The sequence below is a fragment of the Streptosporangium brasiliense genome (assembly GCF_030811595.1).
GTDB lineage: Bacteria > Actinomycetota > Actinomycetes > Streptosporangiales > Streptosporangiaceae > Streptosporangium > Streptosporangium brasiliense.
The window spans coordinates 3,755,912-3,782,285 of the sequence record NZ_JAUSRB010000002.1 but is presented as its reverse complement, the minus strand read 5'-3'; the positions used below and the strand labels follow the sequence as shown (position 1 = coordinate 3,782,285).

At 72.2% G+C, this 26,374-nt stretch carries 19 protein-coding genes; 10 read left to right on the top strand and 9 right to left on the bottom strand.

Features of this window, described 5'->3' with window-relative positions; translation table 11 throughout:
* Nucleotide 1 precedes the first annotated feature (1 nt).
* Nucleotides 2-973 (bottom strand): ATP-binding cassette domain-containing protein, encoded by a 972-nt coding sequence (locus tag J2S55_RS26070; protein ID WP_306865957.1) that lies wholly within the window; start codon nt 971-973, stop codon nt 2-4.
* Between the two features lie 169 nt (nt 974-1,142).
* Here J2S55_RS26070 and J2S55_RS26065 point away from each other — a divergent pair, with 169 nt between their 5' ends.
* The 3 genes from J2S55_RS26065 (at nt 1,143) to J2S55_RS26055 (ending at nt 4,267) form a co-directional block, all read left to right on the top strand.
* A complete protein-coding gene (locus J2S55_RS26065; RefSeq protein ID WP_306865954.1) occupies nt 1,143-1,592 on the top strand; it encodes a MarR family winged helix-turn-helix transcriptional regulator in 450 nt (149 codons plus the stop codon).
* Between the two features lie 222 nt (nt 1,593-1,814).
* On the top strand, nt 1,815-2,783 hold the full coding sequence (locus J2S55_RS26060; RefSeq protein WP_306865952.1) for an aldo/keto reductase: 969 nt from the start codon (nt 1,815-1,817) through the stop codon (nt 2,781-2,783).
* A gap of 272 nt (nt 2,784-3,055) precedes the next feature.
* Nucleotides 3,056-4,267: a cytochrome P450 gene (locus tag J2S55_RS26055; protein WP_306865949.1), complete on the top strand. Its 1,212-nt coding sequence runs from the start codon at nt 3,056-3,058 to the stop codon at nt 4,265-4,267.
* A gap of 140 nt (nt 4,268-4,407) precedes the next feature.
* Here J2S55_RS26055 and J2S55_RS26050 read toward each other — a convergent pair whose 3' ends face one another.
* Genes J2S55_RS26050 through J2S55_RS26040 form a run of 3 tightly spaced genes read right to left on the bottom strand, consistent with a single transcriptional unit; the run spans nt 4,408 to nt 8,350 of the window.
* On the bottom strand, nt 4,408-5,505 hold the full coding sequence (locus tag J2S55_RS26050) for an ABC transporter permease (protein ID WP_306865948.1): 1,098 nt from the start codon (nt 5,503-5,505) through the stop codon (nt 4,408-4,410).
* A 6-nt stretch (nt 5,506-5,511) separates the two neighbouring features.
* Nucleotides 5,512-7,296 (bottom strand): sugar ABC transporter ATP-binding protein, encoded by a 1,785-nt coding sequence (locus J2S55_RS26045; protein ID WP_306865946.1) that lies wholly within the window; start codon nt 7,294-7,296, stop codon nt 5,512-5,514.
* A 16-nt stretch (nt 7,297-7,312) separates the two neighbouring features.
* Entirely contained in the window at nt 7,313-8,350 is a 1,038-nt protein-coding gene (locus J2S55_RS26040; RefSeq protein WP_306865944.1) for an ABC transporter substrate-binding protein, read from the bottom strand.
* Between the two features lie 279 nt (nt 8,351-8,629).
* Between J2S55_RS26040 and nhaA the strand changes: the two genes are divergently transcribed.
* Nucleotides 8,630-10,519, top strand: a complete 1,890-nt coding sequence (gene nhaA / locus J2S55_RS26035) for a Na+/H+ antiporter NhaA (RefSeq protein ID WP_306865942.1) — start codon at nt 8,630-8,632, stop codon at nt 10,517-10,519.
* Nucleotides 10,520-10,568: 49 nt separating this feature from the next.
* Here the strand turns inward: nhaA and glpK (J2S55_RS26030) are convergent, their stop codons facing one another.
* Entirely contained in the window at nt 10,569-12,086 is a 1,518-nt protein-coding gene (gene glpK / locus J2S55_RS26030) for a glycerol kinase GlpK (RefSeq protein ID WP_306865940.1), read from the bottom strand.
* Between the two features lie 42 nt (nt 12,087-12,128).
* Nucleotides 12,129-12,956, bottom strand: coding sequence for an MIP/aquaporin family protein (locus J2S55_RS26025; RefSeq protein ID WP_306865938.1), 828 nt, complete (start codon nt 12,954-12,956; stop codon nt 12,129-12,131).
* A gap of 351 nt (nt 12,957-13,307) precedes the next feature.
* Between J2S55_RS26025 and J2S55_RS26020 the strand changes: the two genes are divergently transcribed.
* Together J2S55_RS26020 and glpK (J2S55_RS26015) are read left to right on the top strand one after the other, a co-directional pair.
* Nucleotides 13,308-14,075, top strand: a complete 768-nt coding sequence (locus J2S55_RS26020) for an IclR family transcriptional regulator (protein ID WP_306865936.1) — start codon at nt 13,308-13,310, stop codon at nt 14,073-14,075.
* Nucleotides 14,076-14,111: 36 nt separating this feature from the next.
* Complete coding sequence (gene glpK, locus J2S55_RS26015; protein WP_306865934.1) at nt 14,112-15,629, top strand: glycerol kinase GlpK; 1,518 nt, start codon at nt 14,112-14,114, stop codon at nt 15,627-15,629.
* Between the two features lie 179 nt (nt 15,630-15,808).
* On the opposite strand, the gene J2S55_RS26010 is transcribed toward glpK (J2S55_RS26015), so the two are convergent.
* On the bottom strand, nt 15,809-16,624 hold the full coding sequence (locus J2S55_RS26010; RefSeq protein WP_306865932.1) for an SGNH/GDSL hydrolase family protein: 816 nt from the start codon (nt 16,622-16,624) through the stop codon (nt 15,809-15,811).
* A gap of 122 nt (nt 16,625-16,746) precedes the next feature.
* Nucleotides 16,747-17,583, bottom strand: a complete 837-nt coding sequence (locus tag J2S55_RS26005) for an LLM class F420-dependent oxidoreductase (RefSeq protein WP_306865930.1) — start codon at nt 17,581-17,583, stop codon at nt 16,747-16,749.
* Nucleotides 17,584-17,788: 205 nt separating this feature from the next.
* On the opposite strand from J2S55_RS26005, the gene J2S55_RS26000 reads away from it, so the two are divergent.
* The 3 genes from J2S55_RS26000 to J2S55_RS25990 all read left to right on the top strand — a co-directional run bounded on the left by J2S55_RS26000 (nt 17,789) and on the right by J2S55_RS25990 (nt 21,621).
* Nucleotides 17,789-19,261, top strand: coding sequence for a M48 family metallopeptidase (locus J2S55_RS26000; RefSeq protein WP_306865928.1), 1,473 nt, complete (start codon nt 17,789-17,791; stop codon nt 19,259-19,261).
* 109 nt (nt 19,262-19,370) lie between these two features.
* Nucleotides 19,371-20,570 carry an FAD-dependent monooxygenase gene (locus tag J2S55_RS25995; protein ID WP_306865925.1) on the top strand — a complete coding sequence of 400 codons (1,200 nt, stop codon included), beginning with the start codon at nt 19,371-19,373 and terminating at the stop codon, nt 20,568-20,570.
* A 253-nt stretch (nt 20,571-20,823) separates the two neighbouring features.
* Nucleotides 20,824-21,621 carry an SAM-dependent methyltransferase gene (locus J2S55_RS25990; RefSeq protein ID WP_306865923.1) on the top strand — a complete coding sequence of 266 codons (798 nt, stop codon included), beginning with the start codon at nt 20,824-20,826 and terminating at the stop codon, nt 21,619-21,621.
* Nucleotides 21,622-21,758: 137 nt separating this feature from the next.
* Here the strand turns inward: J2S55_RS25990 and J2S55_RS25985 are convergent, their stop codons facing one another.
* Nucleotides 21,759-22,682, bottom strand: coding sequence for a Sco1979 family transcriptional regulator (locus tag J2S55_RS25985; RefSeq protein WP_306865921.1), 924 nt, complete (start codon nt 22,680-22,682; stop codon nt 21,759-21,761).
* A gap of 409 nt (nt 22,683-23,091) precedes the next feature.
* Here J2S55_RS25985 and lanL point away from each other — a divergent pair, with 409 nt between their 5' ends.
* Nucleotides 23,092-26,130 carry a class IV lanthionine synthetase LanL gene (lanL, locus tag J2S55_RS25980; RefSeq protein WP_306865918.1) on the top strand — a complete coding sequence of 1,013 codons (3,039 nt, stop codon included), beginning with the start codon at nt 23,092-23,094 and terminating at the stop codon, nt 26,128-26,130.
* The last annotated feature ends 244 nt before the right edge of the window (nt 26,131-26,374 follow it).

The window sequence follows — 26,374 nt, the reverse complement described above, 5'->3', positions numbered from 1 at the left end:
TTCAGGCTCCTTCGGGGGTGTGGGCGCTCTCGCGCAGGCTGCGGCCGGTGAGCGCGAGGAAGACGTCGTCGAGGGTGGGGCGCCCGACCTCGGCGGTGAGCGCCTTCACCCCGGCGGCCTCCAGGGACCGGAGGAACTCCGGCAGTACGGCGGTGCCGCGCCTGACCCGCAGGGACACCGTGTCCCCCTCGGCGGTGACCTCGTGCGCCGTCGGGACCAGCCGGGCGATCCGGCCCGCCCGCTCGGCGTCCGCCCCGTCGCCGGTGGTGACGGTGATGCGGTCGCCGGCCAGGTCGGCCTTCAGGTTCTCCGGGGAGTCGTCGGCGATCACCCGCCCGTGATCGATGATCATTACCCGCTCGGCCATGGAGTCGGCCTCGTCCAGGTAGTGGGTGGTCAGGAAGATCGTCATGCCGGACTCCTCGCGCAGCCGCAGGATGTGCTCCCAGAGGTTGGCGCGGCTGTGCGGGTCCAGGCCGGTGGAGGGCTCGTCCAGGAAGAGCAGTTCGGGCCGGTGGACCAGTCCGAGCGCGACATCGAGACGGCGCCGCTGCCCGCCCGAGAGCGTGCCCGCGGGACGCTTGGCCAGCGTTTCGAGGTTCAGCGCGGCGAGCAGCTCGCCGGCCCGCCGGTGCGACTCCGCCCGGGGCAGCCCGTAGCAGCGCCCCTGGGTCACCAGCTCGTCGTGGACACGGAAGTTCTCCCCCGCGCCGTTGCCCTGGCCGATGTATCCGATCCGCCGGCGCGTCCCGGCCGGATCGGTGAGCACGTCGCATCCGGCGACGGTCGCGCTGCCCGCGCTCGGGGGGAGCAGCGTGGTCAGCATGCGCAGGCTGGTCGACTTGCCCGCGCCGTTCGGGCCGAGGAAGGCGACCAGCTCTCCTTTCTCGACGTCGAGGTCGAGGTCGCGCACGGCCTCGACGGTCTCTCCTTTGACCCGGAAACGCCGGGCCAGTCCACGGGCGTGGATCATCTCTCCTCCAGTGCTCGGATCCGTGTGCGGGCATGCCGAAGACAGGCGCTGCCGCGGGATTGGGTGGGCGCCACGGCCGGAGCCGGGCGCGAAGCTCGAAAAGCTTAGATTCGAATTACGTTAATCTGTCAGGGACCCTGACAATTGGTCCCGCGCCTAGGGTTGGGACGTGCACCCGCCGACCAAGCCGCCCATCCCCTACCTGCTGGCCTACGCCTTCACGCTGGCCTCCCGCCGGGCGGAGGAGGAGCTGCGGCCCCACGAGCTCACCCTGCGGCAGTACGGACTGCTCACGCAGCTCCAGCTCGAACCGGAGCTCACCATGTCCGAGCTGGCCCGCCAGCTGGGCGTCTCGCGCCAGTCCCTGCACGAGATGGTCGGCGAGCTGGAACGGGCCGGTCACCTGGGCCGCCTGCCGGGCTCCTCCGGCCGCACCCGCAGGCTCGCACTGGCCCCGGGCACCGAGCGCCTGCTCGCCCGGACGCGGGAGTCGCTGACCCGGGCGGAGGCCGGCTTCCTCGGCGACATGAGCCCTCCCGAGATCGAGACCCTGCGGGAGCTGTTGCAGCGCCTGCTCGCCCATGCCACCGACGACGAGAGCTGGCTGGCGGGGATGTAGGACACCTTCACCGCCGTGTACCGACGCCCGGGTGAGGAACTCGGTACGGCAGGCCGGCGCCTGGGGCGGGGAGCCCAGTACGGCGGGCCGACGCACGGGGCTGGGAACCCGGTACGGCGGGCCGGTCACGCCGCCACCCGGGCACCGACGCGGGGCCGTGGCCAGGAACGTCGCGGGAGCTCCCCATGATCGACTCCACCCCCGTTGGTTAGTGTTGTGGGGGTGGAGAAACTCGTCCGACGGCCGCTGGGCCGCACTCACCTGACGGTGACGCCGCTCGGTCTCGGCCTGGCCGCGCTCGGCCGCCCCGCCTACATCACGCTCGGACGCGAGGAGGACCTCGGCGACGACCGCGGCGTCGCCACGATGCGGTCGCGGACGTGGGCCGTGCTCGACGCGGCGTGGGCGGAGGGCGTGCGCTACTTCGACACGGCGCGTTCGTACGGCCGCGCGGAGGAGTTCCTCGCCGGTTGGCTGCGCGAGCGGGGGATCGCCCCGGGAGCGGTGACCGTCGGCTCGAAATGGGGATACGCCTATGTGGGCGGCTGGCGGATGGACGCCGAGCACCACGAGGTGAAGGACCTCTCGGCCGAGCAGCTCCGCCGCCAGCTCGACCAGACGCGCGAGCTGCTCGGAGAGCACCTGTCGCTCTACCAGATCCATTCGGCGACGGTGGAGAGCGGGGTGCTCGAGGACGAGGGCGTGCTGGACCGGCTGCGCGCGCTGCGGGCCGAGGGCGTCGCGATCGGGCTCAGCACGACGGGGCCGCGCCAGGCGGACACGGTCACGCGGGCGGTCGAGATCGGGGCGTTCGACACCGTGCAGTCCACCTGGAACCTGCTCGAACGTTCGGCCGGCGCGGCGCTCGCCCGGGCGCACGGGGCGGGGATGGGCGTGATCGTCAAGGAGGGGGTGGCGAACGGGCGGCTGACCGCCCGCGCGGCGCCCGCCGAGCTGGCGTCGGCCGCGCGCGATCGGGGGGTAACGCCCGACGCGCTCGCCCTCGCGGCCGTGCTGGCACAGCCGTGGGCCGGGGTGGTGCTGAGCGGCGCGGTCTCGGCCGGGCAGCTCCGCAGCAACCTGGGCGCGGCCGAGGTGGGCTGGGACGCCGAGCTCGACGGGCGGCTGGCCGGCCTGGCCGAGGACCCCGAGACCTACTGGGCCGGGCGCGGCACACTGGCCTGGGGCTGAACACCCGGGGCCGGAGCGTGCCGGGCACGGCACACCGGCCCGAGGCCGGAGCGTGCGGGACCGGAGCGTGCCGGGCGGGTACACCGAACTGGGGCTGAACGCCCGGGGCCGGAGCGTGCGGGGCGGAGGGCGTGCGGCGGTGCGGCTCGCATAGGGTCGAAACATGCGGGGCAGGACAGGGCACGCGACGCCCTGCCTTCTTGCCGAACACGCCTGCAGGTGAAACGTTCGGAAGTGGCCCTGCCGTCGAGCCTTGGGGGTGCCTCCCGGCCATGGACAACCAGATCACCCACCACAGCGACCACACCGGCGACGATCTGCCGAGGCTGCCGTTCGCGCGGAACAACCCGCTGGAGGTGCCGCGGATGTACCGCGCGCTGCGGGCCGTCAGGCCGGTGACCCGGGTCCGCACCCAGGCGGGCGACATCGCCTGGCTGGTCTCCGGCTACGAGGAGGCCAGGCAGGCCTTCGCCGACCCGCGTCTCGGCCGCTCGGCCCCCGACCCGGAACGCGCCGCCCGGATCTCCGGCTCGGTGCTGCTCGGCGGCCCGCGCGGCGACATCGAGACCGAGAAGGCCGAGCACGACCGGATGCGCCGGATGCTCGCCCCGGCCTTCTCCGCCCGCCGGATGAGCGCCCTCGAACCACACGTCCAGCAGCTCGTCGACGGCCTGCTGGACCACATGGCCGAGCTGCCGCCCCCGGTGGACCTGCGCCAGGAGTTCTCCCTGCCGCTGCCCGTGCTGGTGATCTGCGAGCTGCTCGGCGTGCCGTACGGCGACCGCGGGCACTTCAGGAAGCTGGCCGACGAGATGACGGATCTGAGCGATCCGGACCGCGCGGAGGCGGCGCTGAACGAGCTGGCCGACTACACCCGCGGCATCCTGGTCGAGAAGCGGGCCAACCCCGCCGACGACGTGTTCTCCGACATGGCCACCATGGAGGCGCCCGATGAGGAGATCGCCACCCTCGCCGCGGGGCTGCTGTTCGCCGGCCACGAGACGACGGTCAACCGGATCGACTACGGCGTGCTGCTGCTGCTGGCCAACCCGGCGCAGCGCGACGCCCTGATCGCCGATCCGTCGCTGACGGCCCCGGCCGTCGAGGAGATCCTGCGGATGGCGGCGCCGGGCAACCACGGCCTGCCGCGTTACGCCCACGAGGACCTGAGCATCGGCGGCGTGGCGATCAAGCGCGGCGAGGCGGTGCTCATCGCCACGACGGCGGCCAACCGCGACGAGCGGACCTTCCCCGACCCCGACCGTTTCGACATCGGCCGTCCGCTCGGCGACCCGCAGCTCGCCTTCGGCTACGCGGCCCGCTACTGCATCGGGGCGAGCCTCGCCCGGGTGGAGCTCCGGTCGGTGTTCGGCACCCTGTTCCGGCGCTTCCCCACCCTGGCGCTCGCCGTCCCCGCCGAGGAGCTGGTCGAGCGCGAGGCCTCCCTCACCGGGGGGTTCACCCGCATCCCGGTCACGTGGTAGCGGCCGGGTGAGCCCACCGCCCCGGCCGGACGTCCTTCCGGCCGGGGCGCGACCGGACGTCCTTGCCGGGGCGCGACCGGCCGTCCTTCCGGGTGGGGCACGGCCGGGCGCCCGGACGTGGTGGGAGCCGGCGCCCCCGGTCAGGCGTTGCTGGCCGCCCTCCTGGTGTTCAGCTGGTCGAAGCCGACCGCGACGAGGATGAGCACGCCGATGGCGATCTGGAGGTAGAAGGCGTTGATCGCCAGGAGGTTCCCACCGTTGTTGAGGACTCCCATGATCAACGCTCCGGTGGCCGCGCCGAGGGCGCTGCCCTTGGCGCCGAACAGGCTGGCACCGCCGATGACGCAGGCGGCGATCGCGTTGAGCTCGAAGCCCGTCCCGGCGGTGGGGATGCCCGCGCCCAGCCTGGACGCCAGCAGCACTCCACCGAGACCCGCGAGCATGCCCGAGATCGCGTAGACCGAGATCGTGACCATGCGCACCGGCACACCCGCGAGGCGGGCGGACTCGGGGTTGGAGCCGACCGCGTAGATGTACCGGCCGAAGACGGTCCGGGAGAGCACGAACCACATCACACCCGTCACCAGGGCGGCGATGAGGAGGAGGTTGGGGATGCCCAGGATCGTGCCGTTGGCGATCTCCTGGAATCCGGCCGGCAGGCCCTGGATGGTCTGGGCGTCGGTGGTGACCAGGACGATCCCTCGGGCGATGCCGAGCATGCCCAGGGTCGCGATGAACGGTGGCAGCTTCGCGTAGGTCACCAGCAGGCCGTTGACGATCCCGAGCGCGGTGCCGATCGCGACCCCGACCAGGAACGCCGGCCAGATCGGCATGCCGGCGACCAGGAGCTGCGCGGTGGTCGCGCCGGACAGGCCGAGGACCGAACCGACCGACAGGTCGATCCCGGCCGTCAGGATGACCACGAGCTGGCCGACCGCGATGATCCCGAAGATGGCGACCTGCCGGGCGAGGTTGGCCAGGTTGTTGGCGGTGAGGAACTCGTCGCTGGCGAGGGTGAGGGCGCCGACCGCCACGAGCAGCACGACGAGTCCGCCGCTCTCCCGTCCCGCGATGTCCCCCAGCGTGATGACCCGTCGTGGGGGCTCGACCTCCGGCTTCCGTCCCGGTTCCGGCTCCCTGGCCCTGGGCACCGCCTCCGGCCCCAGCCCCTCACCGGTCGGCGGCCGGCTGGTGATCGTGGTGGTGGCGATCGGTTCCCGCCAGATCAGCTTGGGCATCTCGGCTCACCTCTCCTGTCCTGGATCGTCTGGGGCCGGCGGGCCCGTGGCTCCCGCGCCCTCCGAGGTCGTCGGGGCCGTCGCCCCCGGCCTCGGAGTCCCTTCACCGGAGGCCGGGGCCCCCTCGCGGGGCGCCGGACCCGCCGCCCCGATCACCGGAGCCCCCTCAGGCCCGGCCGGAGCCTCACCACCCCGGGACACCGGAGCCGTCTCCCCCGGCCGCGGGGCCCCCTCGCGGGGCGCCGGGGCCCCCGTGCGGGGCGCCGGGATCTCCTCCCGGAGCAGCGGCTCGGCGCCTCTGCCGCCGCCGCTCGCCAGGCGGAGCACGTCCTCCTCGGTGGCTGTCCCGGGAAGCTCGCCCGCGACCGCGCCGTCTCGCAGCACGAGGATGCGGTCGGCGAGGCCGAGCAGCTCCGGGAGGTACGACGAGACCACGATGATGCCCAGCCCCTTGGCGGCCAGGTCCCCGATCACCGTGTAGAGCTCGCCCTTGGCGCCGACGTCGATCCCCTTGGTCGGCTCGTCGAAGATCAGTACCTTCGGCTTGGTGAGCAGCCAGCGGGCGAGCAGGACCTTCTGCTGATTGCCGCCCGACAGCGTCGAGACCGGCTGCTCGTAGGAACCGGCTCGCAGCCGCAGGCTGTCGAGCAGCCGGTCGGCCTCCTCGACCTGCTCCTGGCCGGGGAGCAGGCCGCGCCGGGAGCCGCTGCGCAGGCTGGCGATGGTGACGTTCTCCCGGATCGACAATTCCGGCAGCAGCCCGAGCACCTTGCGGTCCTCGGTGAGCAGCCCCACCCCGGCGTTCATCATCGTGCGCGGCCCGGACGGTTTCACGGGCTTGCCCATCACCTCCAGCTCCCCCGCCACGATGGGGGCGGCGCCGAAGATGGACAGCAGCAGCCCGCTGCGCCCCGATCCCAGCAGGCCCCCGATGCCGAGGATCTCCCCGGCTCCGACGTGTAGGTCGATGCTCGGCGAGTTCTCGAAGCGGCGCAGTCCCCGCACCCGCAGCGCGGGCGTCCCGGCCTTGCGGTGGGTCTCCGGGTAGAGCGAGCTGATCTCCCGCCCGACCATCGCGGTGATCAGCTTGTCCTCGTCGTAGTCGCTGATCGGCCCCGCCTCGGACAGGCTCCCGTCCCGCAGGACGGTCACCCAGTCGCCGATCTCGAACATCTCCTCAAGCCGGTGGGTCACGTAGAGCATCGCTATGCCGCGCTCGCGCAGCCGCAGGATGTGTTCGAGCAGCCGCTCCGACTCCGCCTCGGTCAGCGCCGTGGTCGGCTCGTCGAACACGATCACCTTGACGGAGTCCGCGGTCAGCACTTTGGCGATCTCCACGAGCTGGCGGGTGGCCGCCGGGAGCCGTTCCACGATGGCCTCCGGGCTGAGGTCCGCCAGGCCGACCTCGTCGAGGGCCTCCCGGGCGCGGACGCGCAGCCGGTTCCTGGCGATGACCCCGCTACGTGCCGGGAGACGGCCCATGAACAGGTTCTCCGCGACCGACAGGTGCGGCAGGAGGCTGAGCTCCTGGTAGACGGCCTGGACGCCGGCCGCGCGCACCGAGGCCGGCGTCGGGGCGGTGACCGACCGGCCGTCGATCTCGTAGGAGCCGCTGTCGCGACGCAGCGCGCCCGTCAGCACCCGGATCAGGGTCGACTTCCCCGCGCCGTTCTCCCCGGCCAGGCAGTTCACCTGACCGGGGACCAGGCGGAGCGATACGTCGGTGAGCGCCTGCACGGGGCCGAAGGCCTTGGAGACGCCGTGCAGTTCGACGACGGGCTCTTTCATCATTCCGCCTTCATCTCCGTCACTCCGCCTTCATCGTCGGCGGGTTGAGCAGCAGCTTCACGTCGGGCTCGTTCATGTTCCGCTTGTCCGCGACGACCGCTCCGGGGTCGATGTCACGCGGCGGGACGCGGCCGACCGTGGCCATTCCGGCCGCCAGGACACCCTGGTATCCGAAGAAGTAGGGGTTCTGCACCACCAGCGCGTCGATGGTGCCGGCGGCCAGCGCGGCGTTCTCCTGCGGGTCGGAGTCGAACGCCACGACGGGCACGGTGTCGGTGACCTTGTTGTCCTGGATCGCCCGGGCCGCGCCGACCCCCGAGGTGTTGTTGTCGGCGAACACTCCCGCCAGCTCAGGGTTGGCGGTCAGCGCGTCGTTGACCTGGGAGGCGGCGGTGTTGATGTCGTTGTTGTTGTAGCGCTGCAGTGCCACCTTGACCTGTGGGCAGTTGTTCGCCAACCCCTGCTTGAAGCCGGAGTCCCGGGCGACCAGCGACTGGATGCCCGCCACGGAGGACTCGATCATGACACTGCCGCTCGTCTTGTTCTGCGCCTTGAGCAGCTCGCACATGCGCTTGCCGGCCTGTGTCCCGGCCTTGACGTTGTCGGTGCCGATGAACCCCTCCGAGGGGGTGGTCACGCGGCTGTCCACGGTGATGACCTTGAGGCCCGCCTTGCGCGCCCGGTCGATCGCCGAGTTCAGGGCGCTGGAGGAGTTGGGCGCGATGACGAGACCGTCGACGCCCCGGGAGATGGAGTTCTCGACCAGTTGCACCTGCTGGTCGATGTTCGTCTCCGAGGTGGGACCGAAGGTGCTCACCTTGAGGCCGAAGTCCCCGCCGGACTGCTTCGCCCCGGCGATCATCGTCTGCCAGAACGAGGAGTCGCTGGCCTTGATGATCACGTCGATCTTCTTGCCGCCGGCCGCTCCGGCCGCACCTCCGCCCGACGCCTGGCTGGCCGAGCTCGTCGCCCGGCCTCCCACCACTCCGAGCACCAGCGCCACCAGCGCGATGGCCGCGACGAGCGAGAGGGAGAAGACGATGCGTGAGCGAGCCATAACGACCTCCTGAAAACCACTCAGGGGGGATGCCGGCAGGCGTCTCAGGCGGCTGCCGCTATAGATCTACGGATGACGGACGGGTGCCGACGGCGCTGGGGGGAGGCACCTGAAGGATTTTTTCGTTCAGTAGAGACACGTGATGGTCGGTTGCTTCCAGCAAAGCCCCGGAAGTGTTGCGCTGGAAACTAACAGGGGGAAAAGAAGTCATTACCTTCCCGCCCGTGCTCGACGAGTCCGCCTCCGGGCGACGGCGCCGGACAGGAGATAACGTCAGGGATGACAGAACCACGGGAATCGGGCCCGCCGTTCTCCGGACGGACCGTATGGACGCAGGGTCTCAGCACTCCGCTCCGCGAGTTCCTGCGCACCGAGACCGGCAGCGCCATGGTCCTGCTCGTCGCCACGCTGGCCGCCCTGGCCTGGGCCAACATCGGCCCGGCGTCGTACGGGACTGTCTGGCGGATGCCGGTCTCCATCCACCTCGGCGGCTTCGAGGTGTCGCAGGACCTGCGCGGATGGGTGAACAGCGGGCTGATGACGTTCTTCTTCTTCGTCGTCGGGCTTGAGGCGCGCCGCGAGTTCGACATGGGAGAGCTGCGCGACCGGCGGCGGCTCGTGCTGCCGCTCGCCGCCGGCGTCGGCGGGATGGCCGTGCCCGTCGCGATCTATCTCACCGTCAACGCGGGCAGCCCCTCCGCGCACGGTTGGGGTGCGGCGATGTCGACGGACACGGCGTTCGCCCTCGGCATGCTCGCGCTGTTCGGGTCCCGCTTCCCGGCACGGCTGCGCACCTACCTGCTCACGGTCACCGTCGTCGACGACCTCGTCGCGCTCGGAGTCATCACGATCTTCTACAGCGAGCGGATCACGCTGCCGGCGCTGCTGGCCGCGATCGGGATCTTCGGCGTGATCCTGCTCGTCCGCGCCGCCGGCGTGCGCCGCGGCCTCCCCTACGCGCTGCTCGGCGTGGCGGCGTGGGCCGCGCTCTTCAAGTCCGGTGTCGAGCCCATCGTCATCGGCCTGGCCATGGGGCTGCTGACCTACGCCTCGCCGGTCGCGCGCGGCGACCTGGAGCACGCGACGGACCTCTTCCGGCTCTTCCGGGAGCAGCCGACACCGGAGCTGGCGCGCTCGGCCAGCATGGGGCTCGCCTCGACGATCTCACCGAACGAGCGTCTGCAGCAGCTCTACCACCCGGGGGTGAGCTATCTGGTCGTACCGCTCTTCGCGCTGTCGAACGCGGGGGTCACGATCAGCGGCGACTTCCTGGCGCGGGCGCTCACCTCGCCGATCACCATCGGGATCCTGCTGGCCTACCTGGTGGGCAAGCCGGTCGGGATCATCGGATCCTCGTGGCTGGTGACGTGGCTGAGCCGCGGCCGCGTGCGCCCGCCCGTCGGCTGGGCCTCCGTCACGGCCGCCGGCACGATCGCCGGCATCGGCTTCACCGTGTCCCTGCTGATCGCCACTCTCGCCTTCGACGGTCCGCAGCTGGAGGAGGCGAAGCTCGGCATCCTCACCGCGGCGCTCTGCGCGCCCCTCATGACATGGGTCGTCTACCGCGTGACCGCGCTGCTGCCCAAACGGCGCCGGATCCGGGCACTGCTGGGCACCTCCGAGAGCATCGTCGACCTCGCCGCGCCCGTCGACCCGGACCGCGACCACCTGCGCGGCCCCAGGCAGGCGCCGGTGACCGTGGTCGAGTACGGGGACTTCGAGTGCCCCTACTGCGGCCAGGCGGAGCCGGTCATCCGCGAGCTGCTCACCGACCTCGGCGACGTCCGTTACGTCTGGCGGCATCTCCCGCTGCGCGACGTGCACCCCGGTGCCCAGCTCGCCGCGGAGGCGGCGGAGGCCGCGGCCGAGCAGGGGGCGTTCTGGGAGATGCACGACCTCCTGCTCGGCAACCAGAACGACCTCCGGGTCCGCGACCTGATCCGCTACGCCGAGGAGCTCGGCCTCGACGTCGAGCGGTTCCGCGACAGCCTCCGCGGCCACGCCGGCGCCGGCCGGGTCGCCGAGGACATCGACTCCGCCGACCTGAGCGGCGTGTCGGGCACGCCGACGTTCTTCATCAACGGACGGCGGCACCACGGCGCCTACGACATCGCCACCCTCACCTCCGCCGTGCGGGCCGCCCGTGCGCGCGCGGCCCTGAAGTCGTGACCCCAGGGCCGCGCGCCCCTCTCCTCAGGGCCCGGCCGGCCCGTCCTTCTCAGGACAGGTCGACCCAGTCGAGGGTCCGGTTGACCGCCTTCTTCCAGCCGGCGTAGCCGACGGCCCGCTGCTCGTCGGACCACTCCGGCTGCCAGCGCCGGTCCTCGTTCCAGTTCTGCTTGAGCTCGTCGGTCGACTTCCAGAAGCCGACGGCCAGCCCCGCCGCGTAGGCGGCGCCCAGCGCGGTCGTCTCGGCCACGACCGGCTTGGACACCGGCACCCCCAGGACGTCGGCCTGGATCTGCATGCACAGGTCGTTGGCGGTGACGCCGCCGTCGACCCGCAGGACGTCGAGGGCGACGCCGGAATCCTGCCGCATCGCCTCGACGACGTCGCGGCTCTGGTAGCAGATCGCCTCCAGGGTGGCCCGCGCGATGTGGGCGTTGGTGTTGAACCGCGACAGCCCGACGATCGCGCCCCGCGCGTCCGAACGCCAGTAGGGAGCGAACAGCCCCGAGAAGGCCGGCACGAAATACACCCCGCCGTTGTCGTCGACCTGCCGGGCCAGCGCCTCGCTCTCGGCCGCGCCGGAGATGATGCCGAGCTGGTCACGGAGCCACTGCACCGCCGAGCCGGTCACCGCGATCGACCCCTCCAGCGCGTACACCGGTCGGTCGGCGCCGAACTGGTAGCAGACCGTGGTCAGCAGGCCGTTCTTCGACCGCACCAGCTCATGACCGGTGTTCAGCAGCAGGAAGTTACCGGTGCCGTAGGTGTTCTTGGCCTCCCCCACCTCGAAGCAGACCTGCCCCACGGTCGCCGCCTGCTGGTCGCCGAGGTCACCGGAGATCGCGACCTCTCCGCCCAGCGGGCCGGTGCGCCTGGTCGTGCCGTACAGATCCGGGTTGGAGGAGGGTTTGATGGCCGGCAGCATCCGGCGGGGGATGCCGAAGAAGGACAGCAGTTCATCGTCCCAGTCGAGGGTCTCCAGGTTCATCAGCATGGTGCGGCTGGCGTTGGTCGGGTCGGTGACGTGCACGCCGCCGTCGGTCCCCCCGGTGAAGTTCCACAGCAGCCAGGTGTCGGTGTTGCCGAAGATCGCCTCGCCGTCCTCGGCGGCCCGGCGCACCCCCTCGACGTTCTCCAGGATCCATTGGATCTTGCCGGCCGAGAAGTAGGTCGCCGGCGGCAGCCCGGCCTTGCGGCGGATGACGTCGCCCCGGCCGTCGCGGTCCAGCGCGGCGGCGATCCGGTCGGTGCGGGTGTCCTGCCAGACGATGGCGTTGTAGTAGGGCCGGCCGGTGACCCGGTTCCACACCACCGTGGTCTCGCGCTGGTTGGTGATGCCCAGCGCCACCAGGTCGGCGGCGGTCAGGTCGGCCCTGGCCATCGTCGTCTCGATCACCGCCCGGGTCCGCTCCCAGATCTCCAGCGGGTTGTGCTCCACCCAGCCGGCCTGCGGCAGGATCTGCTCGTGTTCGAGCTGGTAGCGGGCGATCTCGTTGCCACCGTGATCGAAGATCATGAAACGGGTGCTCGTGGTTCCCTGGTCGACGGCTCCGACGAAGTCAGCCATGGAGTGATGTCTCCTTCAAGGATCTGCTCTGGGGGGCGGCTTTCAGGCGGTCTCGTAGTCGGCCGGCGACGGCACCCGGCCCGCCTCGGGCTCCTCCGCGGGCGGCAGGAAGCGGGCCACCACGGCCTGGTAGAGTCCCGCGCCGATCAGTCCGCCGATCACCGGTGCCACGATAGGCACCCAGAAGTAGAGCTGGCCATACTGATCGCGCCAGGCCGTCCCGTAGCCGGTGAGGAAGGAGGCCAGGCGGGGTCCGAAGTCACGGGCCGGGTTGATGGCGTAGCCGGCGTTGGTGCCCCAGGCCATGCCGATCGCCACGACGATCAGGCCGACCACGAAGGGCGCCAGGTTCGCCGCCGGCGGCGAGTTGCGCACGTCGGAGACGGCGAGGATGAGCAGGAGCAGGATCGCGGTGCCGATCACCTGGTCGCGGAAGGCGCCCCAGGTGCCGACGGGCAGGGTCCCGTTGCCGGGCAGGGTGGAGAAGACGCCCTGGGTCTTGATGGTGAGCCCGGGGTCGGCCGCGGTGAGCACCTCGGAGTAGTTCCACCGCACGATCAGCGCCGCCACGAACGCGCCCGCGGTCTGCGCCAGCGAGTAGGGCAGGACCTTGCGCCAGGGGAAGCCCTTGAAGGCCGCCAGCGCGACCGTGACGGCCGGGTTGAGGTGCGCCCCGCTGATCCGGGCCGCCACGTAGACGCCCAGGGTGACGCCCAGGCCCCAGGCCCACGCGATGCTGTCGTGATCGCCGATGCCGGCCGCGACGACCTGCGCCACGACGCCCACCCCGAACAGGATCAGGATCAGCGTGCCCGCGAACTCGGCGGCCAGTTCGCCGAGCAGTCCCCTGGCTTTCAGTCGTTCCGCCATGTGTCCTCCTCACGGTGCCGTGTTACGTCACAAGCCCGCGTCCGGTCCCCGTGGGGGCCGGGCTGCCGACGGACGGCTCCCCGTGGGGGCCGGACCGCCGGCGGACGGCCGCGGAGGGAGTCGCCAGGAAGGGGCGGTCCTCTCGGCTGATCGGGACGCTAGGCGCGGAACGGGACCGGGTCAACGGCAGGCTGACGACAATGTCGAACACTGGTCAGGAATGCGAGTCGATAGTAATATCGGCGGGCTGCGCGCAGCGCTCGATGCCCGGCGGCGCCGGGAGAGCGGAGACCGTCTCTCGATGGGGGCCGACATTGCCGAACGACAGCCGTCCCGCCCGTCACCGATCACATGCCCGGCTCAGTCCAGTCGATTGAGCGCGGGGCGGCCATCCTGCGGCTGCTCGCCCGGAGCCCCGGCCGGCTGGGCATCGGCGAGATCGCCAGTTCCCTGGGCCTGGCCAGGAGCACCGCCCACGGCATCGTGCGCACCCTCCAGCGCGTCGGCTTCGTGGAGCAGGACGAGGCGACGGCCAAATACCAGCTCGGCGCGGCCCTGCTCCATCTCGGCACCAGCTACCTCGACGTCAACGAGCTGCGCTCGCGCGCGATCAACTGGGCCGACGCCCTGGCCGCGCGGAGCGGTGAGGCGGTCAGGATCGGGACGGTCCTCGACGGCCAGGTCCTGGTGGTGCACCACGTCTTCCGCCCCGACGACACCCTCCAGACGCTCGACGTCGGGTCGCTGCTGCCCATGCACGCCACGGCACTGGGCAAGGTGCTGCTCGCCTACGACGCCGGGGTGGCCTCGGCCCTGCAGGCCGGCGGCCTGGAGGCCCGCACCCGCCGGACCATCACCACGCCCCGGGCGCTGTCCCGGGCGCTGTCCCGGACGCGGGAGGTGGGCTGGGTCACCGAGGTCGAGGAGATGACCGTGGGAGAGGCGGGTGTCGCGGCGCCGATCCGGGGTTACGGCGGCCTGGTGGTGGGGGCCATCGGGATCTCCGGCGCGGTGGAGCGGATCTGCGACACCAAGGGGCAGCCGAACCCGGTTCTGGTGACTTATGTTCGAGACGCGGCCCGTGCCGTGTCCCGGGATCTCGGGGCGTCCCGGTGCTGACCGCCCCGCAGCCACCGAGGTTCAGGTGAGGACCCCATGGTCACGCGCTACGTGATGTCCATCGATCAGGGCACGACGTCGACGCGGTGCATCCTCTTCGACCAGCGGGGCCATCTCGTCTCGGTGACCCAGCGCGAGCACCGGCAGCACTTCCCCCGGCCGGGCTGGGTCGAGCACGACGCCGTCGAGATCTGGCGCAATCTGGAGCGCATCGGGCCCGAGGCGCTCGCCCAGGCCGGCGTCGGTCCGGAGCAGGTGGTGGCCGTCGGCATCGCCAACCAGCGGGAGACGACCGTCCTGTGGGACAGGCGGACCGGCGTCCCCGTCGGCCGGGCCGTCGTGTGGCAGGACACGCGGACCGACGCCCTGGTGGAGGAGTTCTCCCGCCGGCCGGGCGCGGAGGCCGTGCCGGAGCGCTGCGGCCTGCCGCTCGCCGCCTACTTCTCCGCGCCGCGCATCCGCTGGCTCCTCGACCGCACGCCGGGCCTGCGGGAGCGCGCCGAGCGCGGCGAGGTGCTCTTCGGGACGATGGAGAGCTGGCTCATCTGGAACCTGACCGGCGGGCCCGACGGCGGTGTCCACGTCACCGACGTCACCAACGCCAGCCGCACCCTGCTGATGGACCTGACCACCCTGGAGTGGGACGACGGGCTCCTGGCCTTCTTCGGCGTCCCGCGCCGGATGCTGCCGCGGATCCGGCCCTCGACGGAGACGTACGGCACCGCCCGGCGGGTGTTCCCCGGCGTGCGGATCGCCGCCGCGCTCGGCGACCAGCAGGCGGCGCTGTTCGGGCAGACCTGCTTCGCCTCCGGCGAGGCCAAGTGCACCTACGGCACGGGCGGCTTCCTGCTGCTCAACACCGGCACCGTGCCGGTCCGCTCGGGCCACGGCCTGCTGACGACCGTCGGCTACCAGATCGGCGGAGAGCCGGCGGTGTACGCACTGGAGGGGCCGATCGCGGTGACCGGCGCGCTCGTGCAGTGGTTCCGCGACGGGCTCGGCCTCATCAGCAGCGCGCCGGAGATCGAGACCCTGGCCCGGAGCGTGCAGGACAACGGGGGCTGCTACATCGTCCCGGCGTTCGCCGGGCTCTTCGCGCCGCACTGGCGCAGCGAGGCCCGGGGGGTCATCGTGGGGCTGACCTCCTACGTCACCAAGGGGCACCTGGCACGGGCCGTGCTGGAGGCGACCGCGTGGCAGACCCGCGAGGTGGTCGACGCCATGAACGCCGACTCGGGCCTGACGTTGCGGGCGCTCAAGGTCGACGGCGGCATGACCACCGACAACCTTCTCATGCAGATCATCGCCAACGTGCTGGACGTGCCCGTCGTGCGTCCCATGGCGGTGGAGACGGTCTCCCTCGGCGCGGCCTACGCGGCCGGTCTCGCCGTCGGATACTGGGCGGACCTCGAAGGGCTCCGGCGCAACTGGCACCGGGCCGGGCAGTGGAGCCCGCGCATGGATCCGCGGCTGCGCACCATGGAGCACGACAACTGGCGGCGCGCCGTCGAACGCGCCCTGGGCTGGGTCAGGCCGGTGCCCGGCCACCGCTGACCGCCCCGGCCCCCGGCAGCGGGACACGTCGCCGACCGCCGCGGGACTTTCCACCTGCCCCCCTGCGCCACCGGCCCGCGGCCGCGCCCCGCCGGCCTCGGGGCCCGCGGGCTCCGTGGTCCGGCAGGGCGCGGCCCGGCAAGGGGACGTCGGGCCCTGGGTGAGGGGACGCCGTGGCCCTACAGGAGGACGCGGGCCGCGTAGGTGACCTCGGCGAGCGTCTGCTGGCCGGAGGTGTTGGGGTGGAAGTAGTCCCAGCGGCTCAGCTGGGACAGCGTGAACGGGTGGCCGAAGACGGCGCCGCCGTCGTAGCGGCAGGTGATCTGCTCGGCGCAGACCCTGGCCAGCGCCGCGTTGTAGTCGGCCACCCGCTGGCGCACCCGGTCACGCCTGTCGATGTCGGCCTGGTCGGTGGAGCGGGGCCTGGCCAGCATCGACTGGCAGATACCGAAGGTGGACCAGGCGGTGCGGGCCGAGGAGCTGTCCTTGCCGACCTCCCAGAGCCGCTTGATGTCGGGGATGCTGGAGACGAAGATCGCCGCTTCGGGCAGGCCGGTGGCGAGCGTCTGCAGCGCCGTACGGAACCTGGCCTCGAAATCGGCCACCGAGGTCATCCCCGCCTCCGACGACGTGCAGGCGTCGTTGGCCCCGATCAGGATCGTGACGTAGTCGACTCCCTGGGAGACCGCCTGCTGGGCCTGTCCCGCCATGTCGGCGACCTTGGCGCCCGACCGGCCGTCGTTGTGGGCGACCAGGTCGGGGCTGTCGGCCCGCAGGCGCCGGTAGTGGCTGTTGACGGCCGAGTCGGACCCGGTGGACCAGGACCTGGAGGGACAGTCGAGGTAGAAGCCGCAGGCGTTGAAGCCGCGGGTGATGGAGTCGCCCATCGAGGCCATGGCGCCGGGGACCGTCGAGGTGTCGGCCAGGGCCGTCGCCGGGAGGGAGACGAGGGTGAGCGCTGCGATGAGGGCGAGGATTCGGCGGGGGACCTTCAAGCTTGCCTCCAGGGGTTGTCCCCCGATCGGCTCCGTTGCTCAGAATGTCGGCCCGTTCCGCCGCATTTACAAGAACGCATTACACGTTAATGACTCAATGGTAAGGATCACCCCCGCCGGGGTCACTCCCCCCGCATCTCCGCGAGCGCCGTCTCGAAGGCGTCCATCTCCCGCTCGATGCGGCCGGGCCCCGCCGAGGGCAGCCACGGCAGCACGGCGGCGACTCCGGCCTTCTCGCACTCCTCCAGCACCGCGGGGTCGGAGGGGACCGACATCATCACCACCCGCACCGCCCGGCCGGCCTCCTCCGCCCGCTGGAACAGCTCCCGTACGCGCTCCAGGACGCCGGGCCCGTAGTTCGGCAGCCAGCCGTCGCCGTAGGACAGCACCCGGTCGAAGACCCGGGGGCCGGTGCCGCCGACCAGCACCGGCGGGCCGGGCCGCTGGGCCGGCTTGGGCCATGACCAGATCGGGTCGAACGACATGAAATCGCCGTGGTAGTCGGCCTCGTCGCGGGCCCAGATCTCCCGCACCGCCTCGACGTGCTCCTTCATCACCGCGAACCGGCGCGCCGGGTCGACCCCGTGGTTACGGATCTCCGGCTCCAGCCAGCCCGCCCCCACGCCGAAGACGAACCGCCCACCGGTGAGGGCGTCGACGCTCGCCACCGACTTCGCGAGGCTGATCGGGTGGTGCTGGGGGACCAGGCAGACCCCGGTCCCCACGCGCAGCCGCGTCGTGGCCAGGCCGGCGGCGGTGCACGCCACGAACGGGTCGTAGGTGTGCCAGTACTTGCGGGGCAGCGTGCCCCCGTCGGGGCGTTCGGGCGGCGGACCCGCCGGGATGTGGGTGTGCTCGCTGAACAGCAGCATCGAGTGGCCACGCTGCTCGATCAGCAGGGCGAGCCGGGCCGGGTCGACCGCGTCATGTGTCGCGAAGTAGCCAAAGCCGGTGTCCATCGCCCCAACATATCCCGGCGTGACCGCGCGTCCCGGACGACACTCGGTCCCCTCCGCACCCCCGGTGACCTGGCGTCACACGGCCGCGCCGGAGGTCCGCGGAGCGGCGTCGTGGGCAGTCCGATGCTGGGACCGCCCGCCGGACGACCTGGTGCTCTATTAGGGTCTTTGGGCATTTGTCCCCTCATCATGGAGCCTCTCCCCCATGACCACCGCGCTCCGGGCCGCACTGGCCTTCGCTCTGCTCGCCGGTTTCTACGTGCTGGTCGGGCTCGTCCTGGCGGCCGCCGTGCTCTTCGACGTCTGGCTGTTCATCGACTTCCACGCCGCCGGACTGAAGGTCGCCGCGCTGCTGACCCTCGCGGCCGGCGCGCTCGTCCAGGCGCTGTGGATGGTCAGCCGCAGGAAGGAGGACGAGCAGCCCGGCGTGGCGGTCGCCCGGGAGCACGAGCCCGAGCTGTGGCGGACGGTCGAGGAGCTGGCCCGGCGCGTGCAGACCTCCCCGCCCGACGAGATCCGCCTCGTCGCCGAGGTGAACGCCGCGGTCTCCGAGGACACCCGCCTCCTCGGCCTGCGCGCGACCAGGCGCCGCATGTACATCGGCCTGCCGCTGCTGCAGACCCTCACCGTCGACGAGACGCGGGCGGTGCTCGGCCACGAGCTGGGCCACTACAGCGGCGCCCACACCCGTCTCGGCGCGCCCGTCTACCGCGGCCGGGTCGCGCTGGTCGCGGCCGTCCAGGGGCTGGGCAGGCACCCCTTCGTGCAGCGGCTGTTCTCCTTCTACGCCAAGCTCTACCTGCGCGTCTCACAGGCCGTCTCGCGCCGCCAGGAGCTGGAGGCCGACGAGTTCGCGGTCGCGATCGCGGGCCGGGAGGCGATGTCGGGCGCGCTGCACAAGATCCACAGAACGGCGCTGGCCTGGGACCTGTTCATGGAGCGCTACATGTCCCTCGCGGGGGCGGGCGGGAACCGTCCCGGCGAGGTGCTGGCGGGTTTCCGGGCGCTGCTCGACGACCCGGCCAGGCAGGCCGAGCTGGCCAGGGCCGGCGAGCAGCCCGAGGAGACCTCCCCCTACGACTCCCACCCCAGCCTGCGGGAGCGCCTGGCGGCGATCGCCCTGCTGCCCGAGCCGGGGCACCCGGCCGACCCCAGGCCGGCGACGGCACTCCTGCTCGACCCGGCGGTCGCCACGGGCGCCGTCGAGCGGACCATCTGGAGCCCCGAGGCGCTGTCCGCGCTGCGGCCGGTGTCCTGGGAGGAGCTGGTCGCGCACGGGATGTACACCGTCCGCAACGCCGAGGCGCTGCACGACCTGTCCGTCGCCGGCCAGCGGGTCATGGGGACTCCCCGGCCCTACCTCGACGCCGCCTTCGAGGCGCTCGCCCGGGGACGGCACGCCGAGCTGGAGGCCGAGCTGCGGCGGCTCGGCTGGAACCCCTCGGACACGCTGCTGGCGGGGGTGCTGGGGCAGGCCCTGGAGGCGACGCTGATCCAGCACGGCCAGGCCCGGTGGACGCTCTCCTGGTCGTCCCCCTCACGGCTGCTGTTCGAGGACGGCGAGGAGGTCACGGTGACCCGGTACGCGGCCAAGGTGGTCTCCGACCCCTCGGAGGTGCCCGGCATGCGCGCGTGGCTGGCGGAGCAGGGCGTCACCCCGGACTACGCCCCCGCCTGACGGCACACCGACTTGAACAATCGTCTTAAACACTTGTGTTGCACAAGCGTCTCATGCTGATGTACCGTCATGCTCGGACACGGGACCGAACACCTGCCGAGGAGCCCCCATGCGGAACAAGAACGTCCTGATCTCAGGCGCCGGCGTCGCGGGCGTCACGCTGGCCTACTGGCTGCGCCGCCACGGCTTCACGCCCACGGTGGTGGAGCGGGCTCCCGCGCTCCGGGAGGGCGGCTACAAGATCGACATTCGCGGTGCGGCGCTGGAGGTGGTCGAGCGCATGGGCGTCATGGACGAGATCCGGCGCGAGCGCACCGACGTGCGGGGCGGATCGATCGTCACCGCCACCGGCAGGCGGGTGGCGAGCATGGACGGCGACACGTTCGGCGGGCGCGAGGGTGAGGACGCCGAGATCCTGCGCGGCGACCTGACCCGCATCCTGGCCGACCTGACCGACGGCGGGGTCGAATACCTCTTCGGCGACTCCATCGCCTCGGTCACCGACACCGGCGACGGGGTCGAGGTCACCTTCGACAGCGGCCTCAGGCGCGCCTTCGACCTGGTGGTGGGCGCCGACGGGCTGCACTCCACCACCCGCGCGCTGGTCTTCGGCCCCGAGGAGCGGTTCGTCCGCGACCTCGGCTACTACATCTCGATCTTCAGTGTCCCCAACCACCTGGACCTCGACCGCTGGGAGCTCACCTACGTCGCCCCCCGCCGGACCGCGCTGACCTACAGCACGGCCAAGGACGCCGGGGCCAAGGCCATGTTCCTGTTCGCCTCCGAGCCGCTGGAGCACGACCACCGCGACCGCGCCGGGCAGCAGCGGCTCGTGGCCGAGGCCTACGCCGGGCAGGGCTGGGAGGTCCCGCGCCTGATCGACGGCATGGACCAGGCGCCCGACTTCTACTTCGACTCGCTCAGCCAGGTCCACATGGACCGTTGGTCCAAGGGACGGACGGCCCTGGTCGGGGACGCCGCCTACTGCGCCTCTCCCGCCTCGGGGCAGGGCACGAGCCTGGCCCTGGTCGGCGCCTACGTCCTGGCGGGCGAGCTGGCCGCGGCCGGCGGCGACCACCGGGCCGGATTCGACGGCTACGAGCGGCGGATGCGGCACTTCGCCGAGCAGAACCAGAACCTCGGGCCGGCCAACGTCAAGCGGATGGTGATGGGGAGCAGGGCCCAGGTCTGGCTGTCGCTGAAGATGCTCTCGCTGATGAACCGGATGCCGGGCAAGGAGCGCATGATGGCCAAGGTCGTCGAGCCGATCCACCGGGCGGCCACCGCCATCACCCTTGAGGACTACTGACGGCTTGAGGACTACTGACGGCGCCGTCGAGGCCCCGCGGGGTGCCGCCCGCCGCCGAAGGGCCACGGCGGGAACGGCCACGGGCCCGGAGACCACGGCGGGACCGGCTGCGGAGACGGAGCCCGACGGGGCCCGGCCGTGGGCACGGAGGCCGTAGCAAGGGCGGCGACAGGCACGGATGCCGCAGCAAGGTCGGCCACAGAAGTGTAAACAGCCACCAATCATCACAAATACGGTCGATACACTCGGCCCCGTGAGGGATGATCATTCAGTGCCCGCCGGCATCGACACCACCACTCCGCATGCGGCGCGCGTATACGACTACGTCCTGGGCGGCAAGAACAACTACGCCACCGACCGCGAGTACGCGGACATGCTCGTGGCCCAGGCCCCCGACTATCCTCCGCTGGCCCGGGCGAACCGGCTGTTCCTGAGCCGGGTGGTCGAGTTCATGGCCCGGTCCGGCATCCGCCAGTTCATCGATCTGGGCACCGGCATCCCGACCTCGCCCAACGTTCACGAGATCGCCCGCGGGATCGACCCGGCGGCGCGGGTGGTCTACGTCGACAACGACCCCATCGTGTCGGTGCACAACGACGCGCTCCTGGCCACCGACGACCGTGTGGTCTCCATCCGCGCGGACCTGCGGGACACCGATGACATCATCGCCCACCCGGAGCTCGGCCGGCTCATCGACTTCGCCGAGCCGGTCGGGGTGCTGTTCGTGGCGGTGCTCCAGTTCTTCCCCGGCCCGGAGGAGCCGGTGAGGATCGTCGGCCGCTTCCGCGAGCGCATGGCGGAGGGGAGCATGCTGGCCATCTCCCAGCCGAGCGCCGAGGGGGACCCCCAGGCCGTCGCGCGGGCGCGGGCGGCGATGGCGGGCGGCCCGCTCACGATCGACTTCCGGCGCCACGAGGAGATCCTGCCGTTCTTCGACGGATTCGACCTGGTCGAGCCTGGCCTGGTCGACGTGACGCGGTGGCGGCCCCGCATGGACGCGCCGTCCACGCGGATGATCGTGCTCGGCGGCGTCGGCAGCAGGACGGCCTGACGCCCCGCCCGGCCCGGCGGCCCGGCTCGGCCCGGCGGCCCCGCCCCGTTTCGCCCGGCCCGGCTCAGCCCAGGGGCCCAGCAGCCCGGCGGCCGGCTGGGCCCGGGGGCCAGCAGCCCGGGGGCCGGCGGCCCGGCTCAGCCCGGCAGCTCCGCGCGCAGGTCGCGCAGGAACCTCTTGCTGTCGGAGACGGAGTACGCCTGGACGCACAGGCGGTCCATGACCTGCATGTAGTGGTCGGTCTCCTCAAGCTTGTCGACGTAGAGGGCGCTGGTGAGCTGCTCCATGTAGACGACGTCGGGCAGGTCGCGTTCGGGGAAGCGCAGGATGGAGAACGGCCCGCCCGCCGCCGCGTGACCGCCCCGGTGGAACGGCATGATCTGCAGTCTCACGTTGGGCAGCTCGGTGAGCTCCAGCAGGTGGTCGACCTGCGCGCGCAGCACCTGCTCGCCGCCGATGGGGCGGCGCAGCACGGCCTCGTCCATCACGGCCCAGAGCGTCGGCGCGTCCGGCCGGGTGAGGCGCTCCTGCCGGGCCATCCGGAGGGCGACACGGCGGTCGACCTCCTCGGCCGACGCGCCGCCGTGCACGAGCATGATGACCGCCCGGGCGTAGCCGGGGCTCTGCATGAGACCGGGGACGAACTGGACCTCGTAGGTCCGCACGATCGAGGCGGCCTCCTCCAGTCCGACGTAGACCTCGAACCAGCTCGGGAGCAGGTCGCCGTATCTGTGCCACCAGCCCGGGGCGTTGGCCTGGCGGGCCAGGTCGAGCATCGGCTCCCGGTCGCCGGGGGCGGTCACCCCGTACAGGGTCAGCAGGTCGGCGACATCGCGCTCCTTGAAGCCGACCCGCCCCAGCTCCAGCCTGCTGATCTTGGCGTGAGAGGCGCGGATGGCGTATCCGGCGTCCTCCCGGGAGATGCCCCGGGCCGTGCGCAGCCGCCGGAGCTGGGCACCCAGCAGGATCCGCAGGATGGTGGGGCCGCCACCGGGCCCGCCACCGACTCCGGTGAGGACGCCACCACGCGCCACGCCGCCTTCGGCATGCTCCGTGCTCATGCTCACTCCCCGATGGCCTGTCGAACAGCTCGGCCGTTCCGCGTTTCTCGCTGATAATCCGGACAATTACCTTCTAACGCACACGTTGGGCGGTCACTCCCGTGAGCACGTGAGGCGAATTCAGCATTTTACGACAGCCGTCCGCGTCAGAGGAACGCCCTCCCGGCGGCCCCACACCTCCCACCGGGTGTTCCGGCCGGACCGCGCAACCGGGACACCCGCAGGCGTCCCGCGATCGACGGGAATCCAGGATTCCCGCAAACAAATTTAAGCATATTTATGGGTGAAAACCAGAGCGAAATAACTGTCACTGACTTGGCAGACCGGAAAACTACCTGTCATTGACGGCAGTCATGGGCGATCCTGTCGCCAGGCGGCGCAGCGCACCATGGCCGGAAGGGGAACTCGCGTGGAAATTCATTCGGGTGAGAGAGCCCTTCTGCGCGACATCGTGATCGCCGGACTCAGGCGGGCGGGGGCTCATGGCTGGTCGGTCGACGACGGGGAATTCTGGTGCGGGGTCACCCCGGACGGTTATCCGATGCCTCCGCAGGGGTGGAAGCTGCACCTGTCGGCGACGATGCTCTCCGCCCCCGTCGTGCTGTCCCGCGCCGCCCCGGTGCTCATCGAGGCGGGCTGCGCGTTCAAGTTCCCCACGCGCCTGAGCGGTTACTGGGACCTCCTCACCCCGCACTGCCCCCGCGCCCACGCGGGGAAGTTCGTCACCGCCTATCCGCTCGACGACGACGGGTCGGCACGGCTGGCCGCCCTCCTCGACGAGGCCACCTTGGGGCTCCCCGGCCCGGCGATCCTCACCGACCGTCCCTACCGGGTGGGGGGAATCGTGCACTACCGCTACGGCGCCTTCGGCGGGCACCGGGTGCTCGGCAACGACGGGTTCTACGAGGTCCGTCTGCGCGCGCCGGGCGGCGAACTGGTCCGCGACGAGCGGCTGCCGCGGTTCTCGCCGCCGCCCTTCGCGACCTCCCCTTTCGCGACGCCCGCTCCTTCCGCGACGTCCGCTCCTTTGACGGCGGCCCCTCCTTCCGCGACGCCCGCTCCTTCTGCGTTGCCCGCTTCTTTGACGGCGGCCCTTCCTTTTGCGGCGCCCTCTCCTTTGACGGCGGCCGCGCCCGCGACGCCCCCTTCCGAGCCGTCCCCTCCCTCGGCGCGGCCGTCCGCCGTCGTGCTGAAGGGCCGCTACGTCGTCCGCGAGGCCGTACGGCACGCCAACCGGGGCGGCGTCTACCTCGCAGAGGACACCGAGACCGGCGCGGAGGTCGTCGTCAAGGAGGGACGTCCCCACGCCTGCTCCGACCTGAGCGGCAGGGACGCCCGGGACCGCGTGGCGGCCGAGCGGTCCTGCCTGGAGGCCCTCGCCGTCACGGGCGTCGTGCCGGCCGTGGTCGACCTCTTCGAGCAGGGAGGACACGTCTTCCTCGCCGAGGAGCTCGTGCCCGGGATCACGCTGCGGCGGTGGTCGCAGGAGCGCGCCAGCCCCCTGGGCCGGAGCGGTTTCGGGAACGGGGCGGCGGAGGTCCTGCCCGTCGTCCGCCGCCTCGTCGAGGGGGTCCGGGCCGTTCACCGCCATGGCTACGTCCTGAGCGACCTCTCACCGGACAACGTGATGCTCCTGCCCGGCGGCGACATCCGCCTCGTCGACCTCGAACACGCGGTCCCGCCGGGGAGCGTCGTCATGGTGGGCGGGACCCCTGGCTACCTGGCGCCGGAGCTGTCGCCCCACAGCGGCAGGTTCCGGCCCGCTCCGGACGGCTCCGCCGATCTCTACGCCCTCGGCGCGACGGCATACTTCCTCGCGGTCGGCGCCGACCCGGCGCTCGCGGAGGACGACGTCACGGGACCGGCACGCGGACGGCGCGTCCTGTGCCACGTCGCCGAGGCCGCCGCCGCCAACCCCACGCTGGCCCTGCTGCGCCCGCTCGTGGCGGGGCTGATGGGCGAGCCGGAGCGGCGCTGGTCACTCGACAGGTGCGAGGAGTTCCTGGACGCGCTGGAGCCCGGCCGCCCGCCCGCCCCCACCGAAGAACCTGGCGGCCCGCCCGCCCCCGCCCCCGCGCCGGAGCCGGGCGGCCCGTCCGACCCCGCCGAGGAGCCGGACCGGGTGCCGTCGAGGTCCGGCGACCTCGTCGCCGGCGGACTCGCGCGCCTGGTGGAGACGGCCGACACCCGCGACGGCAGCCCCTCTCCGTGGCCGAACGTCGTCGACGGGGTCGAGGCGGACCCGTGTTCGGTGAACGGGGGCGCGGCGGGGATCCTCGCCGTCCTGACGCTCGCCTCGCTCACCGGGCACGGCGCCTCGCCCACCGGAGCCGGGAGCGGGGGCGGGGGCGGGAACGGCCTCGACCGTACGGCCGCCGCCGCCGCCCGATGGCTCCGCGACCGCCTCACCGGCGAGGACCTCTGGCCTCCCGGCCTGTATTTCGGCCGGTCGGGGGCCGTCTGGGCGCTCTACGACGCGGCGGAGGCCGGCGGCGACGACGGGATGAGGGAGTTCGCCCTGTGGGCGGCGGGCCGGCTGCCGACGGATCACCCGAACCCCGACGTGACGCACGGCCTGGCCGGCTGCGGCATGGCGCTTCTCCACCTCGCGCTCCGGTCCGGGGAGCCCGCGCTCCGAGAGCGGGCCGCGGAGGCGTTCGAGAACCTCCACCGCGCGCGGTCCTACCGGGACGGGCGCCCCAGGTGGACCACCCCGGAGTCGTTCGACTCCGGCCTCGTCGGTGCGGGCCACCTCGGCTTCGCGCACGGCATCGCGGGCGTCGGCACGGCGCTGCTCTACGCGGGCGCCGCCCTGGGCCGCCCGGAGTGGACGGCGAGCGCGCGCGAGGTCGCCGACACCCTTTACGAGCACGCCGACCTCGACGGCGACACCGCGTGGTGGCCGGTCTTGTCGGACGCGCCGGAGACGGTCCGCCCGCGCCGGCCCCACTGGTGCAGCGGGTCGTCGGGGATCGGCTCCTTCCTCATCCGCTACTGGAGCGTCACCGGTGACCCGGTCGCGCTGCTGCTGGCGGAGAGGGCCGCGGTCGCGGTCCACCGCACCCGGTGGCAGACGGGTCCGGTGCCGTGCCACGGCCTCCCCGGCGAGGGGGAGTTCCTTCTCGACATGGCCGACTTCACGGCCGACGACCGCTACCACCGGTGGGCGGAGGACCTGGCCGGTTGCCTGGAGGCCAGGGCCGTGCACCGCTTCGGCAGGCTCCTGGTCCCCGGCCCGGGTTCCACGGTCACCCCCACGTTCCTCGGCGGTACGGCGGGCGTCGTCGCCTTCCTCATCCGGCTCCGTCACCGGCGCGCGCGGCTGTGGATGCTCGACGACGTCATGGCGGCCGGCCGGGATCACCCCTCCCGGACCCGCCGCCCTCCCCCGGGAGGCGGCGGCTCCACCGCGACGGTGCCGCGCCCGGCGCGGCCGTGGAACCCGTGAAGGGAGGTGAGAGACCATGTCCTTCGACGTTCAGGACCTCCAGGGCCTGGAGGAGCGTGAGCCGGCCGCCACCGAGGCGGCCCGGCTGACGAACTGCCGTATCCATCTCTTCTGCACCGACAACTGAGACGCTTCCGCACCGACAACCGAGATCAGGGCCCTGCCCGCCCGCACCGGACGGGCAGGGCTCCCCGTGATCGCTCCCGGCCGCGCCGGAGACCAGATCACGGTCAAGGCGGCCGCC

Bases quoted from the DNA above. Each gene is read 5' to 3' on its own strand.
- J2S55_RS26050 (WP_306865948.1), bottom strand. From the start codon at position 5,505: ATGCCCAAGCTGATCTGGCGGGAACCGATCGCCACCACCACGATCACC.
- J2S55_RS26045 (WP_306865946.1), bottom strand. From the start codon at position 7,296: ATGATGAAAGAGCCCGTCGTCGAACTGCACGGCGTCTCCAAGGCCTTC.
- glpK (WP_306865940.1), bottom strand. From the start codon at position 12,086: ATGGCTGACTTCGTCGGAGCCGTCGACCAGGGAACCACGAGCACCCGT.
- nhaA (WP_306865942.1), top strand. From the start codon at position 8,630: ATGACAGAACCACGGGAATCGGGCCCGCCGTTCTCCGGACGGACCGTA.
- J2S55_RS26005 (WP_306865930.1), bottom strand. From the start codon at position 17,583: ATGGACACCGGCTTTGGCTACTTCGCGACACATGACGCGGTCGACCCG.
- J2S55_RS26025 (WP_306865938.1), bottom strand. From the start codon at position 12,956: ATGGCGGAACGACTGAAAGCCAGGGGACTGCTCGGCGAACTGGCCGCC.
- J2S55_RS26000 (WP_306865928.1), top strand. From the start codon at position 17,789: ATGACCACCGCGCTCCGGGCCGCACTGGCCTTCGCTCTGCTCGCCGGT.
- J2S55_RS25985 (WP_306865921.1), bottom strand. From the start codon at position 22,682: ATGAGCACGGAGCATGCCGAAGGCGGCGTGGCGCGTGGTGGCGTCCTC.
- J2S55_RS26040 (WP_306865944.1), bottom strand. From the start codon at position 8,350: ATGGCTCGCTCACGCATCGTCTTCTCCCTCTCGCTCGTCGCGGCCATC.
- J2S55_RS26020 (WP_306865936.1), top strand. From the start codon at position 13,308: ATGCCCGGCTCAGTCCAGTCGATTGAGCGCGGGGCGGCCATCCTGCGG.
- J2S55_RS26055 (WP_306865949.1), top strand. From the start codon at position 3,056: ATGGACAACCAGATCACCCACCACAGCGACCACACCGGCGACGATCTG.
- J2S55_RS25995 (WP_306865925.1), top strand. From the start codon at position 19,371: ATGCGGAACAAGAACGTCCTGATCTCAGGCGCCGGCGTCGCGGGCGTC.
- glpK (WP_306865934.1), top strand. From the start codon at position 14,112: ATGGTCACGCGCTACGTGATGTCCATCGATCAGGGCACGACGTCGACG.
- J2S55_RS26070 (WP_306865957.1), bottom strand. From the start codon at position 973: ATGATCCACGCCCGTGGACTGGCCCGGCGTTTCCGGGTCAAAGGAGAG.